Genomic DNA, 13,480 nt, shown 5'->3' with positions numbered 1-13,480 from the left:
TGTCATTTTCGGCGGGTGTTGACTGCCTCGAAAAACGTGGGCGTCGGTTAGCGTGGTCGGTATGACTTACGATCTTTTCGTCGTCGGCTCCGGCCTGTTCGGCCTCACCGTTGCCGAGCGCATGTCCACCCTGCACAACAAGAAGGTGCTCATCATCGAGCGTCGCGGCCACCTCGGCGGCAACGCCTATTCCGAGGCGGAGCCGGAAACCGGCATCGAGATTCACAAGTACGGGGCACACCTGTTCCACACCTCGAACAAGCGCGTGTGGGAGTACGTCAACCAGTTCACCGACTTCACCGACTACCAGCACCGTGTTTTCGCGATGCACGACGGCAACGCGTACCAGTTCCCGATGGGGCTGGGTCTGATCAACCAGTTCTTCGGCCGCTACTACTCGCCGGACGAGGCCCGCGACCTCATCGAGTCCCAGAAGGGCGGCCGGGACCCGAAGGACGCGCAGAACCTGGAGGAGAAGGCCATCGCGCTGATCGGTCAGCCGCTCTATGAGGCCTTCATCAAGCACTACACCGCTAAACAGTGGCAGACCGATCCGAAGAACCTGCCGGCCTCCAACATCACCCGGCTGCCGGTGCGCTACAACTTCAACAACCGCTACTTCAACGACACCTACGAGGGTCTGCCGGTCGACGGCTACGCCGCGTGGCTGGAGAAGATGGCGGAGTCCGAGAACATCGAGGTCCGGCTCAACACCGACTGGTTCGACGTCCGCGACGAGCTGCGTGCGCAGTCGCCCGACGCCCCGGTCGTCTACACCGGCCCGCTGGACCGCTACTTCGACTACGCCGAGGGCACCCTCGGCTGGCGCACCCTCGACTTCGAGACGGAGGTGCTGGAGACCGGCGACTTCCAGGGCACCCCGGTCATGAACTACAACGACGCGGACGTCGACTACACCCGCATCCACGAGTTCCGCCACTTCCACCCGGAGCGCGAGGATCGGTACCCGCAGGACAAGACCGTCATCATGAAGGAGTACTCCCGCTTCGCCGAGGACAGCGACGAGCCCTACTACCCGATCAACACCCCGGAGGACCGGGAGATGCTGGAGGCTTATCGACGCCGCGCCGCCGCCGAGGCGAAGGAGCGCAAGGTGCTCTTTGGCGGCCGTCTGGGCACCTACCAGTACCTGGACATGCACATGGCGATCGGTTCCGCGCTGTCGATGGTGGACAACCTGCTGACCCCGTACTTCGAGGACGGCCAGGCGCTGGAGCAGCCGCGCGGCCACTAGGGTTTGCCGAGTGTTCGCACAATCGTCTCCTTGGCTTAACCCAATCGCGGCCCCCGTACTGCGTGACTGGGGCATCCTTTCCCCATGACAGGAAACCGGGCGATTGGCCCGGGACGGTGACCAAGGAGACTTCCCATGACTGCGCCCGATACCGCCGACGACGCCCCTGACCCGAACGCGCTGAAGTTCAGGGCGCTGCGCGAGGACCTTCACCGCCGCTACGATCACGCGCTGGCGGCCAGGGACATCGACCGGATTCTCGACGAGCTGATCTCGGAGCACACCGAGACGGCGAAGATCCGGACCTTCATTCCGATCATCGTCGAACGTGAGGCGACCGAGGAGATCGAGAACCTCGCCTGGCTGGGCGGGGCGCACACGCGTCGCCGCGAGATCCTCTTCGTCTGCCGGCACAACACCGGGCGTTCCCAGATCGCCTCCGTGATCGCCCGCCATCTGGCGGGGGAGCAGGCGCTCTTCCGCTCCGTGGGGCCCGAGCCGCGGGCGATGGGAAATCCGGAGATCATTCGTCAGCTGCAGGAGCGGGGCTACGACACGTCCCTGATCTACCCCAAGCAGCTGACCTCGCGCACGATCTACGAGTCTGACGTCGTCGTGCTGATCGGCCCCGAGGAACTGCGGGACTATCAGGGCAGGGCCACCGAGACCTGGGATGTCGCGGACCCGGAGGGAATGGACGCTGCCGGCGTCGCTGGGGTCATCGAGGAGATCGAGGGGCATGTCCGGGCGTTGCTGGACAGGCAGAAGCTGCCGGTGGCCGGCTGAACCTGTTGTCCGGCGGCATCACGGTGGATGCTCTTTCGCGATGGGGCCGTCCGGGTGCAGGGGGTGGGGCCTGCCGGGGGTGCTTCCTCGCGAGGTTCCTCAGCGCAGTTCTTGTGGGGTGGGCGCGAGCGCACTAAGGTTAACGCCAGGTAAACAAATGGGTAACTCAGGGTGCCCCGCCTGACGCCATGAAAGGGTGTCCGACCATGAACATCGCTGACCGCTACGCCGCCGTCCGCCGCGATCTGCACCGTGCCTACGACGACAAGCTCTCCCCACAGGTCATCGATGAGGTCCTGGACGCCAACATCGCGCGTGCGGAGGAGCGCGCCACGGTCAAGGACTTCCTCCCGGTCACGGTGGGGCGCGCGACGGTGGAGGACCTGGCCGACCTGGCCGCCGACGGGTACGGCGGCGTGCTCAAGGAGCGGCCCGAGGTGCTGTTCGTCTCCGCCCACAACGCCGGTCGAGCCCAGCTGGCCGCCGCCGTGGCCAAGCAGCTCGCCGGCAACAACCTCGTCATCCGTTCCGTGGGACTCAACGGCGGAAAGACGCCGGCCCCGGAGGTCATCACCGTCCTCGAGGAGCGGGGGGTGCCCCTCGACGGTCTGTATCTGGAGGGCGTCAACCCCCGGACGGTGCACCTCTCCGACGTCATCGTCCTCATGGGCGTCACCGAGACCCCGAACGTCCCGGGCAAGCGTTACGTGCACTGGCCCATCGACGATCCGGTCGGCGCCTCCGCCGACAAGATCCGGGCGATCGCCGACGACGTGGAGGACCGGGTCCGTGACCTGCTCGTGGAGCTCGGCGTCCTGCGCGCCGCCTCCTAGCCGTGGGGGCGGGCTGCCCCTGCGATCCCTCCGACCCTTCCGACGTTTTCCCGACTCCCGAACCGCCTGGCCCTGCCCGGCGGTCGTGGCGTTTTCCGGGTCGGGCCGGGTGGTGCGCCGGACGGGGTCCGCTGCCCTGGGCATGCTCGCCGACCGGGCCTGTGGTCAGCTCACTTTTCCTAGGCCGGGAGACCCGGATCACGCCCTGGATGAACCGTAGGTTAACTTCTTTCGTCCGAAAATCCTCATTTTTATCCACCTCAACGACGCTGCATGTGGGGCGTTTTCCTAGGTGAAGCTTTTCCGACCTGGGAATTTCCTTGACAGGAAGCCGGGGGGCGCGTAGGTTAACACATGGTAAACAAAGAACGTCGGTCCTGTTAACGATCCGGTTGCCCATCAACTGGACCGGGGACCGAAGGCTCGACGATGTGGCAGATAAGGAGGGCCCTTCCGTGACAAGTCACCGCTCGAACGCCAGTGGCCCCGTTTTCGGGGCTTACCAGAACTTCTAGCCGGAACTTCTGCTCAGAGGTTCCCGCCGGAACGTCCGGTTCTCACCGCGCAGTCCAGGGGACGCGCGCACCGATCGAAAATCACATCCAACACATCACCTGTTCAAGGAGGCTCACCATGAGCGCCATCTTCAACACCATCCGCACCGACCTGCACAACCGTTTCGGCCACGCCGTGGACACCGCGACCATCGACGCCCTGCTCGACGAGACCTACCAGCGCCACCTGGCCACCGCCGTCATCAAGGAGTTCGTCCCGGTTCTCGTCGAACGTGAGGTCGCCGAGCAGCTCAACGGGATCGGGCTGAACAAGCGTCAGCGAGTCATCTTCGTCTCCCGCGACGACCGCTCGCTCGCCGACGCCGCCGTCGCCCTCGTCAACCGCCTGAGCGACGACGTCGTGGCCACCTCCGCCGCGACCCACCCGGAGAACTTCGGCAACGACGTCCTGGAGTCTGTCCTCGCCGAGCGCGGCCTGACCCGCCGGGCCGGTGACCGCGCCTTCGGTCAGCACACTGGGCGTGCGCTGGACGCCGCCGACGTCGTCGTCTACATGACCGACAAGGAGAACCAGGACGTGCCGGGCATCCGCCAGGTCGTCTGGGATTTCGGCGACATCGAGGCCACGACGATCGAGCAGGCCCGCGAGCTCGCCGACGACCTCGAGATTCGCGTCATGAGGATGCTCAACACCCTCGCCCCGCGCACCGTCGGCCCGGCCCTGGCCGCCTAATACCGGCAACGACCCCCGAACCCGCCCCGCGGCATTCGCTCCGAATGCGCAGGGGCGGGTTCTTTTCCGGCTTCACGCGTGTGAGTGCGCCAACCGGACGCTCCGGCCTACTACTGTGTTGACCCAAGAGTGTCGACAAGAAAGTAGTTTCTCGCACCGTGAACACACCGACCCACGCCCACGACGCCCCGCAGGCCTCGTCCCCCCTCGTCAGCGAGCGGGTGCTGGCGCGCATTCTTCTGCCCCGCCGCGGCGAGCCGCACGACGTCCGCATGCTCTACCTCGTCGAGGCTGAGCAGAACAAGGAGCGTCTGCACTGGGACAGCCGTTTCGAACTGAGTATCCCGGCCGGCGCCGAGGCGTCCTTCGAGACCTACTTCAACGCCTTCCCCGCCTCCTACTGGCGCCGCTGGTCCCAGCTGGATTCCGTCCAGCTGGCCATGACCGTCACCGGCACCGCCATGGTCAGCGTCTACCGCTCCAAGGTTGACGGCACCCGCGTCTCCGTGGAGAACCGCCTCGTCACCGACGAGACCGTCACCTTCGACCTCAACCTGCGCAACTTCGAGGACGGTGGCTGGCTCTGGTTCGACCTCACCGCCGAGACCGACGCCACGCTCGCCGACGCCGCCTGGGTCGCCCCGGTCGACGCCGGCGCGCAGACCATGCCCGACGGCACCCAGGTCGGCCCTTTCGAGGAACGCGTCACCGTCGGCATCCCGACGTTCAACCGCCCGGCCGACGCCGTCGCCGCCCTCGAGGCGCTGACCAGCGACCCGGTCGTCGACTCCATCATCGACGCGGTGCTCATGCCGGACCAGGGCAACCAGCACCCGGCCGACGAGCCGGGTTTCGCCGACGCCAAGGCGAAGCTGGGGGAGCGCTTCCACGAGTTCCGTCAGGGCAACCTCGGCGGATCCGGCGGCTACTCCCGAATCATGTTCGAGGCCGTCCGCGAGCACTCCGACACCCCGTACATCCTCTACATGGACGACGACATCGCCATCGAGCCGGATTCCATCCTCCGTGCCGTCCAGGCCGCGCGCTACGCCGCCAGCCCGATCCTCGTCGGCGGCCAGATGCTCAACCTGCAGGACCGCTCCCAGCTGCGCACCATGGGCGAGGTCGTCGACGCGGCCGACTTCATGTGGGGCGCGGCGCCGCACTCGGTCTACGACCACGACTTCGCCGAGTACCCGCTGGGTTACCGGAAGCCGGCCGACCAGGCGAAGAACCCGGACGCCTACGACTCCTCGCCGCTGCACCGCCGCATCGACGTCGACTACAACGGCTGGTGGATGTGCCTGTTCCCGACGGTCGTCGCCGAGCAGGTCGGCCAGCCGCTGCCGCTGTTCATCAAGTGGGATGACACCGAATACTCCCTGCGCGCCACCCGGGAGGGCTTCCCGACGGTCACCTGGCCGGGCGCGGCCATCTGGCACATGGCCTGGGCCGACAAGGACGACGCCATCGACTGGCAGGCCTACTTCCACACCCGCAACCGCCTCATCGTCGCGGCCCTGCACCACCATGGCGACGCCCGGGGCATCACCGCGTCGATGCGCAAGTCCACGCTCAAGCACATCATGTGCATGGAGTACTCGACGCTGGCCATCCAGATCGAGGCGATGAAGGACTTCCTCGCCGGCCCGGACCGTCTCTTCGGCTCGCTGGAGTCGGACCTGCCCAAGGTCCAGCAGATTCGCTCGCGCTACTCCGACGCGCAGGTCATTGCGTCGGCAAGCGAGCTCCCGCCGGCCACGGGCGCACCGGGCGTGCCGACGCGCGACGTGGGCGGCCGGCTGGGCAAGATCAGGAAGATTCCGTGGCTGCTGAAGTCCGCGAAGCACCTGATGAGCAAGGAGAACCCGGCGCACCACGAGGCGCCGCAGCTCAACCTCACCGCGGGGGAGGCGCGCTGGTTCACCCTCGCGCAGGTCGATTCCGCGACCGTGTCCACCGCGGGCGGCACCGGTGTGGCGTTCCGCAAGCGGGACCGCGACCTGGCCAGGAAGCTGTGGGAGGAGACGACGGCGCTGCACGGCGAGATCGTCGAGCGTTTCGACGAGCTGAAGGCCGCCTACCGCGCGGCGGAGGCTGAGCTGACCTCCCGTGACGAGTGGAAGAAGGTTTTCGATGCCCAGTAGCGGGACCGCCAAGTTCAACGACGTCGAGGCCGACCTGCTGGTCGCGGTCCAGGACCTCGCCCCCGGCTGGGCTGCCCCGGCCGCCCGCCAGCTCTCCCACTTCGGGGAGCACGGTCTCGGCTGGTACGTGCTGGCCGGACTCGGCGTGGCCGCGAACCTGCGCGGCGGGGACACCGAACGGGCGCGCATCGGTCGCCGGCGGTGGGCCGCCGTCGGGGTGTCGGCCTTCACCGCGCACGCCACCAGCGTCGTCGTCAAGCGCATCTTCCGGCGCCACCGGCCTACCGACCCGCGCATCACCGTCGGCGTGGGAACCCCCTCGCGACTGTCCTTCCCCTCCTCGCACTCCACCTCGACCACGGCTTTCCTCGTCGCGGTCGCAAGAATCACCGGCACCCCGCTCCCGCTTCTCGGCGCGCCCGTCATGATGGCGTCCCGTATGGTGTTGGGAGTGCATTACCCGACCGACACGCTGGCCGGGGCAGCCATCGGCGCAGCCACCGCAGGCGCCGTCACCGAGATTGAAAGGCGTACCAGGTGAGCCATCCGCACCAGCAGTCGGAACCGGTGACCGGGCAGGTTTCCGAGCAGCACCCCGATCAGCACGTGCCGGGCATCTTCCACTCGGAGCCGCACAACGAGGGCATCGAGAACACCCGCAAGCGTCAGCCCCCCAAGAACCTGCCCGACGCGATGATCAAGGCGCTGCGTCCCAAGCAGTGGGTCAAGAACGTCCTCGTCGTCGCCGCCCCGCTGGCGGCGGGCATCGAGGCCTTCACCTGGCAGGTCGCCGGCGACGTTCTGCTGGCGTTCATCGTGTTCTGCCTGGGCGCCTCCTCGATCTACCTGATCAACGACGCGATGGACGTGGAGGCCGACCGGCAGCACCCGACCAAGCGCTTCCGCCCGATCGCCTCGGGGATGCTGTCGAAGAACCTCGCCTACGCGATGGCCGTCGTGCTCATCATCGCCGCCATCGGGCTGTCGCTGCTGGCCACCAGCGGCATGGGCCTGGCCGTCGTCATCGCCGTCTACATCGCGCTGCAGCTGGGCTACTGCTTCGGTTGGAAGCACCAGCCGGTCATCGACATCGCGCTCATCTCCTCGGGCTTCATGCTCCGCGCGATGGCCGGCGGCGTGGCGGCGGGCATCGATCTGTCCCAGTGGTTCCTCATGGTGGCGGCCTTCGGCTCGCTGTTCATGGCCTCCGGCAAGCGCTACGCGGAGCTGCTGCTCTCGGAGCGCACCGGCGCCAAGATCCGCAAGTCCCTGGCCGGCTACACGCAGACCTACCTGCGTTTCGTGTGGACCCTGTCGGCGACCAGCGTCGTCATGGCCTACGCGCTGTGGGCCTTCGAGCTCTCCCAGGACGTCGGCAGTTTCGCGTCGCTGTGGTACCAGGTCTCGATCGTCCCCTTCCTCATCGCGATTCTGCGCTTCGCCGCCACCATCGACAAGGGCGACGGTGGCGCGCCCGACGAGATCGCGCTCTCCGACCGTGTTCTGCTCAGCCTGGCCATCCTCTGGGTGCTCTGCATCGTGATGGCCGTCTACGTGGCGCCGCTCGTGGCGGGGTAACATCTGCCACCATGGCCACAGCCACAGCCGTTTCTACGACTACTGCTTCCGACCGGGCCGCCTCACCGAACCGGAGAGCTCAGCTCTCCGCGGTGACGGCGGCCCTGTCCGTGCTCGTCCTCGTGCTCGTTGCCGCCGTCGGTGGCTGGCTGCGCCGCTGGATCAGCGATGACGGACTGATCGTCCTGCGCACCGTCCGCAACCTGCTGGCCGGCAACGGGCCGGTGTTCAACGTCGGCGAACGCGTCGAGGCCAACACCTCGACCCTGTGGCAGTACGTCATCTGGCTCGGCGCGGCGGTCACGGGAGCGAAGCTCGAGTACGTGGCCATGGTGCTGGCGCTCGGTTTCACCGTCGCCGCCGTCGGTGTCGCCGGGGCGGCGACCGCGCGGATGTACCGCACCCCGACGCTGCTCTTCGTCCCGTTCGGCGGCCTGATCTACCTGGCGCTGCCGCCGGCCCGCGACTTCGCCACCAGCGGCCTGGAGTGGGGCCTGTCCATCTTCTGGCTGGCGGTGCTGTGGCTGCTGCTGGTCAACTGGGTGCGCGCCACCGGCCGTCGCCACGCGCGCGGCGACGCCGTCACCTACTGGCTGGCCTTCTGGTGCGGGTTGTCCTGGCTGGTGCGCCCTGAGCTGGCGCTCTACGGCGGGTTGGCGGGCATCCTCCTGTTGCTGAGCGCCCGCAACTGGCGGGTGGCGCTGGGGATTCTCGCCGTGGCCCTGCCGGTCCCGGCCGGCTACCAGCTCTTCCGGATGGGCTACTACGGGCTGATCACGCCGCACACGGCCGTCGCCAAGTCCGCCTCCGACGCGCAGTGGGCCTCCGGCTGGGGCTACGTGCGCGACCTGGCGGACCCCTACGGCCTCTTCCTGGCGCTGGCCGTGGCGCTGGGCATGGCCGGCGTCCTCATGTGGTGGGCCTCGACCTGCCAGGTGGTCACCCGCGCCCGCCCGGAGCGCCGACCGGGCCGCCTGCGACTGCGCTCCCGCACCGGCGTCGTCGTGCTCGTCGTGCTCGCCGCGTCGCTGCACGTGCTCTACATCATCCGCGTCGGCGGCGACTTCATGCATGGCCGGATGCTGCTGCTGCCGCTCTTCGCGCTGATGCTGCCGCTGATGGTCATTCCCCTCGTGGACGTGGCGGCCCCCGCCCTCCTTCCGGCGCTGGTGCTCGGCCTCGGCGCCACCGCGGTCGTCGGGTGGGCGGTGCTCGTCGGGCTGCGCGGCCACCCCGTCGACTGGCAGGCCTACGAGGACGGCGAGCTCGGCATCGTCGACGAGCGTGAGTTCTGGAGCAACGCCACGCGCCGGGACCCCGGCGATCCGCCACGCACCGCCGAGGACTTCCTGCCCGCCAAGGCGCTGGGCAACTGGAGCGAGGCCGTCGATCACACCCTGACCACGGACGGGGCGGTGATGATCTCCGTCGCCGTGAGCTCGGAACCGGAGCGCTACGCCTGGTTCACCGAACCGCGCCAGGCCGCGGAGACAGATCTGCGGGCGCTGGATCCGACGATGTATCTCATCAACCTGGGCATGACGAGCATGAACTCGCCGCTGGAGCTGCGCGTGCTCGACACGGTCGGTCTGGCCACCCCGGTCGGCGCCCGCCAGCCGCGCGACGAGGACGGCCGCGTGGGCCACGACAAGTGGCTGCCCTGGGAATGGCAGATCGCCGACACCGACGCCGACCTCAACCGTGTGCCGGCGTGGTACGACCGCGAGGGGGCCATCCTGGCGCGCGCCGCGCTGCGTTCCCCGGAGATTTCCGAGCTGCTTGCCAGCTCGCGGGAACCGATGAGCTGGGATCGGTTCTGGGCCAACGTCGCCTACTCGCTGGGCGACGGCCGCCGGCTGGAGATCTCGCTCGATCCCCGCGACCACCTCGACGACTCCGTGGTCAGGGAAATCGAGGAGTACGTCGCCAGGACGGAGGAGCGGGTCCGGGCGGGGGACGTCGACGGCCTGCCGACGCCGCCGGGCACCGCCGGCCCGCGCATCGCGTGGTAGTCCCTTGCGCCCCACGGGTGTCAGGTCGGTTTCAGCATTCTCTTCGCTGTGCTACAGTTCCCCAAAGATAACGACCGGGTAACGGAACGGGGGTGACGCCCCCGGGTCGAAACTCGTAACACTCCGCCGGGAGGCAGGGGTGAAACGCCAGTGAGCTCCCGCCCGGGGACGGATCCCGCGGGCGGGGGAGAGTCGAAAAGCTTTAGGAGACCGGAGAGATGATGTCTGCCACCGCAGGTCTGCGTCGCATCCACACAACCATTCTTGCCCTGATCGTCGCCGTCGCCACCGCCGTGGGACTCATGGTCGCGGGACCGGGCGCGGTCACCGCCGACGCCGAGCCGCGCGGCTGGCTCCGCCCGGACGCCACCGGCGCCTGCGAGTGGGACGCCCACGGCTGGTGGGTCCAGCGCTGCGACGTCTGGTCCCCGTCCATGGGCCGCAACATCGCCGTCCAGATCCAGCCGGCCGCCCGCGGCGGCAACGCCGGCTACTACCTGCTCGACGGCCTGCGCGCCACGAACCACACCAACGCCTGGATCAACGACGTCAACGCCGCGGCGACCTTCAACAACTCCAACATCACCCTGGTGATGCCGATCGGCGGCGCCGGCTCCTTCTACGCGGACTGGAACGGCCCGGCCACCTACGACCTGGACAACCCGGTCAACTACCAGTGGGAGTCCTTCCTCACCAACGAGCTGCCGGCCTACCTGCAGCAGCACTTCGGCGTCGCCTGGAACAACAACGCCATCGCCGGCCTGTCCATGGGCGGCACCGCCGCGCTGAACCTGGCCGCCCGCTACCCGGACCAGTTCCGCCAGGCCCTCAGCTTCTCCGGTTACCTGACCACCACCGCGCCGGGCGCCCAGACCCTGCTGCGCATGGCTCTGTGGGACGCCGGCGGATTCAACCTCAACGCCATGTACGGCTCGATGGTCAGCCCGCGCCGTTTCGAGAACGACCCGTTCTACAACATGGACGGCCTGCGCGGCGCCGACAACGTCTACGTCTCCGCCGGCTCCGGAATCCCGGCCCGCGAGGACGCCGGCATCCTCCCGCAGCACGTGGCCTCGGCGATGTTCCTGGAGGCCGTCGCCAACCTGTCCACGAAGGCCTGGTCCGCCAAGGCGGTCGCCTCCGGCATCAACGTCCAGCAGGACTACCCGTCGACCGGAATCCACAACTGGAACCAGTTCGGCTGGCAGCTCAACAAGACCAGGCCGCTGGTCCTGGACACCATGAACGCCTGGTAATCCCCAGCCCCGCCCGCCACGTCCGTGACAGAAGTGGGCGCCGGTCCCGGAGTGTCACCCACCAAAGTCTCAAGTTACACTTAAGCTTTGGGTGACCTCCGGGGCCTCGGTCATTTCCGGCCCCCACGGCGTCCACAACTTCATCTTCAGCCCCTGACACGCAAGACCGCACCGGCTGTGCGCCCGTCGCCGTCAGGACCCATCCCGGGAGCGGGGAACTCCCGGGCCGGGCCGGCGGCGGCGGGTGGGCCAGGCCGGGCGGCGTCCTCACGGCAGACCGCGTCCGCGACACCGGACGGGGGGAGCGCCGCGCCGACGCCACCCGGCCACCTGTAACCGCGCGACCGGTGCGGTCGATCCAGTAGTTGCCCCTGGAAACCCTCGACCACCCTCGCTGACCAAAAGGATCGTCCCCATGCGCGACACCGCATCGTCCTCCCGTTCCCCGAAGAACGTCCCGAATCTGCGCCGTCGTGGCGCAGCGCTCATCGCCCTGCCGGCCGCCCTCCTCATGGGTGTGACCACCGTGCCCGCCGTGAGCGCACAGTCCTCCCTGGGCTCCTCCTTCTCCGACGGCTTCGCGCCGGGCGAGCCGCCCGTGCGTACCCCGGTCAACACCACCTACCCGGACGTCCAGGGGCTGCCGGCGGGAGTCTCCGTCGAACGCGTCGACTGGCTCGAATCCCGCCACGTCCGCGTCTACATTGAGTCGGCGGCCATGCCGGACAAGCTGCAGAAGGTCGACATCCTTCTGGCCCGCGACTGGCACGCCAACCCGGAGAAGACCTACCCGGAGGTCTGGGCGCTGGACGGCCTGCGCGCCCGCGACGACGAGTCCGGCTGGACCATCGAGACGAACATCAAGCAGCAGTACGCCGACCGCAACGTCAACGTCATTCTGCCGATCGGCGGCCAGTCCTCCTTCTACTCCGACTGGCAGCAGCCGGACCAGGGCACCCACTACATGTGGGAGACCTTCCTGACCCAGGAGCTCGTCCCGATCCTGGACAACGAGTTCCGCTCCAACGGCCGTCGCGCCGTGGTTGGCCTGTCCATGGGCGGCACCGCCGCCATGAACCTGGCACAGCGTCACCCCTACCTCTTCGACTTCGTCGGCTCCTTCTCCGGTTACCTCGACACCACGACCACCGGCATGCCGGAGGCCATCGCCGCCGCCCAGATGGACGCCGGCGGCTTCACCTCCACGAAGATGTGGGGCCCGGCCTACTCCCAGGACTGGATCGACCACGATCCGAAGCTCGGCATCGAGGCGCTCAAGGACACGAGCGTCTACGTCTCCTCCGGCTCCGGCCAGGACGATTACGGCCTCGAGGACTCCGTCGCCGAGCACCCGTCCAACCTCGCCGGCGTCGGCCTCGAGATCATCGCCCGCATGTCCACCCAGACCTTCGTCGACTACGCGAAGCGCGCCGACGTCCCCGTCACCGCCAGGTTCCGTCCCTCCGGCACCCATAACTGGGCCTACTGGCAGTTCGAGCTCAACGAAGCGTGGCCGCAGATGGCCAACGCCCTCCAGATCTCGGCCGAGGACCGCGGCGCCGACTGCGTGGTGGGGGGCGCCATCGCCCAGGCCACCATGAGCGGCATCATCGGCTCCTGCGTCAACAACGAGTACCCGGTCGGTGAGGAAGGCGAGGGCCGTGCCCAGGACTTCCGCAACGGCACCGCCTTCTGGTCCCCGGACACCGGGGCGCACGCCCTTTACGGCCGCATCCTGGCGAAGTACAGCCAGCTCGGCGGCGCGACCAGCTGGCTGGGCTTCCCGGTCACCGGAGAGCGGGTCACCCCGGACGGCCGCGGCCGCTACGTCCACTTCGAGAACGGCTCCATCTACTGGACCGCCGCCAACGGCGCGTACGCCATCCCGAAGGACATGTTCACCTACTGGGGCACCCAGGGCTGGGAGAACTCCAAGATCGGCTTCCCGGTGGCCGAGGGCGTCGAGATCGACGGGGGCCTGGTGCAGAAGTTCGAGAACGGCTGGCTGACCCGCTCCGCCGACGGCAAGAACGCCGTCGTCCACGGGGCCATCGGCGCCAAGTACGGCGAGATCGGCACCGCCGACTCCGACCTGGGCTACCCGACCTCCGACGAAATCCCGCTCCAGGGCGGTGCCTTCCAGCGGTTCGAGAACGGCAACATCTACTGGTCCCCCGCGACGGGAGCCCACGTCGTCCTCTACGGCGCCATCTTCGACCACTGGGGCGCGGCCAACTGGGAGCGCGGCGAGTTCGGCTACCCGACCACCGACACCACCCGCATCCCGGCCGGTGGCCTGACCCAGGACTTCCAGGGCGGCACCATCAGGGAGCTCTCCGGCGTCGTTACGGATTCCCGCAACTAA

At 68.2% G+C, this 13,480-nt stretch carries 10 protein-coding genes; all 10 read left to right on the top strand.

The genetic code is table 11. From position 1 onward, the window contains the following. Nucleotides 1–61: 61 nt before the first annotated feature. The 10 genes from glf (at nt 62) to CGUA_RS12440 (ending at nt 13,480) form a co-directional block, all read left to right on the top strand. Complete coding sequence (gene glf, locus CGUA_RS12485; protein ID WP_290196184.1) at nt 62–1,255, top strand: UDP-galactopyranose mutase; 1,194 nt, start codon at nt 62–64, stop codon at nt 1,253–1,255. 135 nt (nt 1,256–1,390) lie between these two features. Continuing rightward, entirely contained in the window at nt 1,391–2,041 is a 651-nt protein-coding gene (locus CGUA_RS12480; protein ID WP_290196182.1) for an arsenate-mycothiol transferase ArsC, read from the top strand. A gap of 206 nt (nt 2,042–2,247) precedes the next feature. Then, nucleotides 2,248–2,874, top strand: coding sequence for an arsenate-mycothiol transferase ArsC (locus CGUA_RS12475; RefSeq protein WP_290196180.1), 627 nt, complete (start codon nt 2,248–2,250; stop codon nt 2,872–2,874). 633 nt (nt 2,875–3,507) lie between these two features. Next, entirely contained in the window at nt 3,508–4,122 is a 615-nt protein-coding gene (locus tag CGUA_RS12470) for a three-helix bundle dimerization domain-containing protein (RefSeq protein ID WP_290196178.1), read from the top strand. Between the two features lie 221 nt (nt 4,123–4,343). Further along, a complete protein-coding gene (locus CGUA_RS12465; protein ID WP_290198395.1) occupies nt 4,344–6,269 on the top strand; it encodes a glycosyltransferase in 1,926 nt (641 codons plus the stop codon). Further along, on the top strand, nt 6,259–6,810 hold the full coding sequence (locus CGUA_RS12460; protein WP_290196176.1) for a phosphatase PAP2 family protein: 552 nt from the start codon (nt 6,259–6,261) through the stop codon (nt 6,808–6,810). Before CGUA_RS12465 ends, CGUA_RS12460 begins: the two co-directional genes overlap by 11 nt. 65 nt (nt 6,811–6,875) lie before the next feature. Beyond that, entirely contained in the window at nt 6,876–7,847 is a 972-nt protein-coding gene (locus CGUA_RS12455) for a decaprenyl-phosphate phosphoribosyltransferase (protein WP_290198394.1), read from the top strand. A gap of 11 nt (nt 7,848–7,858) precedes the next feature. Continuing rightward, nucleotides 7,859–9,859: an arabinofuranosyltransferase AftB family protein gene (locus CGUA_RS12450; protein ID WP_290196174.1), complete on the top strand. Its 2,001-nt coding sequence runs from the start codon at nt 7,859–7,861 to the stop codon at nt 9,857–9,859. A 221-nt stretch (nt 9,860–10,080) separates the two neighbouring features. Further along, nucleotides 10,081–11,115 (top strand): alpha/beta hydrolase, encoded by a 1,035-nt coding sequence (locus CGUA_RS12445; RefSeq protein WP_290196172.1) that lies wholly within the window; start codon nt 10,081–10,083, stop codon nt 11,113–11,115. A gap of 415 nt (nt 11,116–11,530) precedes the next feature. Further along, complete coding sequence (locus CGUA_RS12440) at nt 11,531–13,480, top strand: alpha/beta hydrolase-fold protein (protein WP_290196170.1); 1,950 nt, start codon at nt 11,531–11,533, stop codon at nt 13,478–13,480.

Origin of the sequence: Corynebacterium guangdongense, assembly GCF_030408915.1 — a bacterium.
GTDB classification, from domain to species: domain Bacteria; phylum Actinomycetota; class Actinomycetes; order Mycobacteriales; family Mycobacteriaceae; genus Corynebacterium; species Corynebacterium guangdongense.
This window is presented reverse-complemented; position numbering and strand designations above follow the sequence as displayed.

Bases quoted from the DNA above. Each gene is read 5' to 3' on its own strand.
- CGUA_RS12450 (WP_290196174.1), top strand. From the start codon at position 7,859: ATGGCCACAGCCACAGCCGTTTCTACGACTACTGCTTCCGACCGGGCC.
- CGUA_RS12475 (WP_290196180.1), top strand. From the start codon at position 2,248: ATGAACATCGCTGACCGCTACGCCGCCGTCCGCCGCGATCTGCACCGT.
- CGUA_RS12440 (WP_290196170.1), top strand. From the start codon at position 11,531: ATGCGCGACACCGCATCGTCCTCCCGTTCCCCGAAGAACGTCCCGAAT.
- CGUA_RS12445 (WP_290196172.1), top strand. From the start codon at position 10,081: ATGTCTGCCACCGCAGGTCTGCGTCGCATCCACACAACCATTCTTGCC.
- CGUA_RS12480 (WP_290196182.1), top strand. From the start codon at position 1,391: ATGACTGCGCCCGATACCGCCGACGACGCCCCTGACCCGAACGCGCTG.
- CGUA_RS12470 (WP_290196178.1), top strand. From the start codon at position 3,508: ATGAGCGCCATCTTCAACACCATCCGCACCGACCTGCACAACCGTTTC.
- glf (WP_290196184.1), top strand. From the start codon at position 62: ATGACTTACGATCTTTTCGTCGTCGGCTCCGGCCTGTTCGGCCTCACC.
- CGUA_RS12460 (WP_290196176.1), top strand. From the start codon at position 6,259: ATGCCCAGTAGCGGGACCGCCAAGTTCAACGACGTCGAGGCCGACCTG.